Source organism: Pseudomonas sp. P5_A2_2 (genome assembly GCF_054177685.1).
This window is the reverse complement of the sequence record NZ_JBGCUL010000364.1, coordinates 1-4,363: the sequence shown is the minus strand read 5'-3', so window position 1 is coordinate 4,363 and position 4,363 is coordinate 1. Positions and strand designations below refer to the sequence as shown.

5 protein-coding genes and 1 pseudogene are annotated in these 4,363 nt (G+C 60.8%); 2 read left to right on the top strand and 4 right to left on the bottom strand.

The features are described 5' to 3' along the window. The 3 genes and pseudogenes from ACXRVY_RS18435 to ACXRVY_RS18425 form a co-directional block, all read right to left on the bottom strand. Window positions 1-386 (bottom strand): NAD(P)H-binding protein (locus tag ACXRVY_RS18435; RefSeq protein ID WP_458237933.1); only part of this gene is annotated, 386 nt, incomplete at its 3' end. A 103-nt stretch (window positions 387-489) separates the two neighbouring features. Beyond that, window positions 490-1,401, bottom strand: a complete 912-nt coding sequence (locus ACXRVY_RS18430; protein ID WP_223463578.1) for a LysR family transcriptional regulator — start codon at window positions 1,399-1,401, stop codon at window positions 490-492. Window positions 1,402-1,479: 78 nt separating this feature from the next. Next, window positions 1,480-2,058: pseudogene (locus ACXRVY_RS18425) on the bottom strand (NAD(P)H-dependent oxidoreductase); the annotation flags it as partial. A gap of 162 nt (window positions 2,059-2,220) precedes the next feature. Here ACXRVY_RS18425 and ACXRVY_RS18420 point away from each other — a divergent pair. Beyond that, a complete protein-coding gene (locus ACXRVY_RS18420; RefSeq protein ID WP_223463580.1) occupies window positions 2,221-2,535 on the top strand; it encodes a putative quinol monooxygenase in 315 nt (104 codons plus the stop codon). Here the strand turns inward: ACXRVY_RS18420 and ACXRVY_RS18415 are convergent. Further along, window positions 2,525-3,289 (bottom strand): sulfite exporter TauE/SafE family protein, encoded by a 765-nt coding sequence (locus ACXRVY_RS18415; protein ID WP_458237932.1) that lies wholly within the window; start codon window positions 3,287-3,289, stop codon window positions 2,525-2,527. The genes ACXRVY_RS18420 and ACXRVY_RS18415 overlap by 11 nt on opposite strands. 217 nt (window positions 3,290-3,506) lie before the next feature. Here ACXRVY_RS18415 and ACXRVY_RS18410 point away from each other — a divergent pair. Further along, window positions 3,507-4,363, top strand: an 857-nt coding sequence (locus ACXRVY_RS18410; protein WP_458237931.1) for a LysR family transcriptional regulator, incomplete at its 3' end; no start/stop codon positions are given.

Here is a 4,363-nt window from a genome sequence, read left to right as displayed (position 1 = left end):
GCCTTGTCGACCGTCGGTTCCGGCAGGTTGTCTTCGAAGTAGATGACATCACTGGATTTACCGCCCGAGGCATCCCCGACGATGCTCGAACCGCTGGTGTGCAGGAACACTTTGCCAGAACCGCGCAGGGCATCGAGCAAGGCTTCCACAGCGCCACGATGGTCGCTGCTGGCCGCGTTGATCACCGCGTCGGCAGCCAGCGCCTGATCGGCCAACAGGTCGCTGTCGTCCAGACTGCCCACCACCGGAGAAATGCCCAGTGCGCGCAGTTGATCGGCTTGTTCGGCGCTGCGTACCAGGCCGGTGACATTGTGGCCGGCCTGGACCAGGCCTGTAGCGATGGAACCGCCAATAAAACCGGCAGCGCCGGTAACGAATACGTTCATGGAGAAACTCCCTGCGTTGATAAGTGATGCAAGGAGTATCAAGGAGTGATCACTGTCGAAAAATGCCCTCTGACCCAATTCACTTTTGCGCAGGAGTCACGAATCAGCCCTTGAAGTCTGCGCTCGCATAATCCGCCAATTTGCCCTGGATAAAGTCCAGGAAGCATTGAATCCGCAGGGCCAGCTGCGAATTTCGGTAGTACACCGCGTTGATCGGCTGGCGATAGCCGCTGTTGAATTCGGCCAACAACACTTTCAAGCGTCCGGCACGAATGTCTTCGATGGTCATGAAATGCGACAGGCTGGCGATGCCCTGGCCATCCAGTGCGAGATGGCGGATGGTTTCGCCGCTCGATGCGCTGATCGACGCCTGGATCGGCCAGCGATCGCCATGCACATAACGCAGCGGCCATTGGTTGAGACCTTCGTTCTGGGTGAACCCCAGCAATGTATGGTGGGTCAGGTCAGCCACGACTTGCGGCGAGCCGTGCTTTTCCAGATAGCCCGGGCTGGCGACGATGTGCAGCGGGCTGCAACCCAGGGAGCGGGCATGCAATGTCGAGTCGGTCAGGGTGCCGATGCGGATGGCAATGTCAGTGCTCTGCTCCAGCAGGTCGATGATCAAATCGTTGCTGTTGAGTTCGAGCTGGATGTCGGGGTAGAGCCTGCGGAATTCATCGATGTAGGGCACGATGGCGTGCAGCATGAAAGGTGACGCCGCGTTGATCCGCAGCCGCCCGGACGGCGTTTGCTGGCGTGAGGACAGGCGCTCTTCGAGCTCGTCCATCTGATCGAGAATCCGCTTGGCGTGTTCGAAGAAATACTTGCCCTCCTCGGTCAGATCCATGCGCCGCGTGGTGCGATTGATCAGCGTGGTGTCGAGCTTGGCCTCCAGCCGCGACAGCGTGCGACTGACCGCCGAAGGTGTTTGCCCGACCTGCTCGGCGGCCGCAGAAATCGACCCGCATTCAATCACGCAGACGAAAACCTGCAATTCATCGGATCTGGCTTTCACGTGTGTCCTCGTTTGCGAATCGGCGCTGCGATCTTCCTGGCCGTTGCATCGGATAGTAGCCGAGCGTMATGCCTTGAGGCCAAACACCTCAGCCAAATGCCGCTCATAGCGCGCCACGTCGCCTTCGATGTTCGGACGCTTCATCACGTCCACGCACAGGAACGTCGGCAAACCGGTCATACCCAGGAACTCGTTAGCCTTGTGGAACGGGAAGTACACCGCGTCCACGCCCTTGGCTTCGAAGAAGTCGGTCGGGTCGTCGAAGGCTTGCTGCGGGGCGTTCCAGGTCAGCGACAGCATGTACTGCTTGCCGTGAATCAGGCCGCCGCTGCCGTACTTCTGCGACGCATCCGAACGGGTACGACCGTCGCTGGCATAGAGGCTGCCATGACCTTCGGTAAAGACTTCGTCGATGTACTTCTTCACGGTCCACGGCGCGCCCATCCACCAGCCAGGCATCTGGTAGATGATCACGTCGGCCCAGAGGAACTTGGCCACTTCTTCGGCGACGTCATAACCCTCGTCGATGAAGGTGGTTTTGACATCCACGCCGCCGCGATCCAGCACGCTCAACGCGACTTCATGCAGGGTGGCGTTGTAGCGGCCGTCGGAGTGCGCAAATTTTTTGCCGCCATTGAGCAACAGGACTTTTTTCATGGGAGGTCTCGGGAAGGGTCGGGAATCGGATGGCGGTAGAGTACCGACCGGCCTCGCGCGGAATAAGCGCCGATTTGGCAAAATTCATTTGACCTACAAGCACGAATCAACAGTCGATTGTTGCCTTAGACTGGGCCAGTTCTGACTTGAGGAGAGATGTAGATGAGTGAAATCCAGGGCTTCATCCTGCACGCCAAGACCCGCCCGGAAAAATCCGACGCCTTCGAAGCATTTTTCAGCGGCTATGTGCAAGCCAGCCGCGCCGAGCCTGGCTGCATCGAATACCACATGCTGCGCGACAAACAGGACCCGACCCTGTTCATCTTCTACGAGATCTGGCAATCCCGGGCCCACCTCGACGTGCACTCGAACCTGCCGCACATGAAGCAGTTCCTCGAGCAGCGCGATGAATACCTGGAGCGGGACTTCGAGATCCGCGCCATCGACATGATCAGTCCGTCGTCCGCTAGCCGCTGATCAGCAAATGGCCGCCGAGCACACCCAGGCCAACGAAGAACACGCGCTTGAACCACAGGCCGCTGATCCGCTGGCGCAGCGATTGCCCCAGCCACATGCCGAGCATGGCCGGGAYCAGCGCCAGCAGCGATGCGTTCAACTCGCCCCCGCCGAGTGCGCCACGCCATAGCAATCCACCAGCCAGGGCCAGGGTCGAGACGGTGAATGACAGGCCCAGCGCCTGCACCAGCTCATCCTTGCTAAGACCCAGCGCTTGCAGATAAGGCACCGCCGGAATCACGAACACGCCGGTGGCCGAAGTGATGACGCCGGTCAGCACGCCACACAATGGACCGAGCCAGTGTTCGCTGCGCCGCCCCACGCGCAGAGTCGGCAGGCACAAACCGCTCAGCGCATACAGCAACAACGCCGCACCCAACCCCCGCACCACCCAGTGACCACCGCTCATGCCGATCCACAGCGTGCCCGCCCCGGTGCCGATGCAGATCGCCAGCAACATCGGCCACAACCGCTTGACCAGCCCCGACAGATGCCCACCGAATGCCAGTTGCCAGACGTTGGTCAGGGTCGCCGGAATGATCAGCAGCGCCGCAGCCTGCGCCGGCGCCATAGCCAGACCGAGCAGGCCCATGGCAACGGTCGGCAGGCCCAGGCCGATCACGCCCTTGACCATGCCGGCCAGCACAAAGGTGCCGATAACCAACAACGAAAGGGCCAAGCCGAGATTCTGATAAAACGCCGAGAGTGTATTCATGGGGCCATGGTGAACCCGCAAGGGTTGATTGAAAATCTACCATATACTGAGGATGCCTCTCTCCATACAAGAGGCTGAATAATCGGGTGCGGCATCTGTCGTCATCGCGAGCAGGCTCGCTCCCACCGTGGTTATGTGTCGTTCACAAATCCCCTGTGGGAGCGAGCCTGCTCGCGAAGACGCCCTTCCAGACAACATTCAACTTGAGATTGTTGTAATGCACTTCGACCTGACCGACCTGCGCCTGTACCTGAACATCCTCGACACCGGCAACATCACCGCCGGCGCCGCACGCAGTCATTTGTCCCTGGCAGCGGCCAGCGCGCGAATTCGCGCCATGGAGGCGTCGCTGGGCGTCGAGTTTCTTCAGCGCAATCGTCGTGGGGTCAGCCCGACGCCGGCCGGCAATGCCCTGGCCCGACACGCCCGGGTTCTGTTGCAACAGGCCGAACGCCTGCAACAGGAACTCGCCGAGTACGCCCAGGGCGTCAAAGGCCAGGTGCGGCTGCTGTGCAATACCACGGCGATCACCGAGTACCTGCCAGAGTTGCTCGCGGATTTCCTGCACAGCCATCCCAACCTCGACATCGACCTGCAGGAACTGCCCAGCACCCGCATCACCCATGCCTTGCGCCAAGGTGCGGCGGACATCGGCATCGTTTCCGATGCGGTGGACACCGATGGCTTGCAGACCCGAGCGTTCCGCGATGATCCGCTGGTGCTGATCATGCCCAGCGAACATCCCTTGGCACAGGCGACCTCGGTGAGCTTCACCGACACGCTGCATTACGACTACGTTGGCCTGAATGCCAACAGCGCGCTGGCGGTGTACCTGGAAGAGCAGGCACTGCACGCCGGCCTGCGCATGCAGATCCGCATCCGCGCCGATGGCTTCGATGGCGTGATGCGCATGGTCGCCCGAGGGGCGGGACTGGCAATCGTACCGCTGGCCGCAGTCGAACGCAGGTCAGGCGGACTGTCCTTCAAAAGCCTCGCCCTGCAAGAACCCTGGGGCCAACGCAAACTATTGCTCTGTGCCCGGGACTTCGCCGCATTACCCGGCTATGCCAAGGC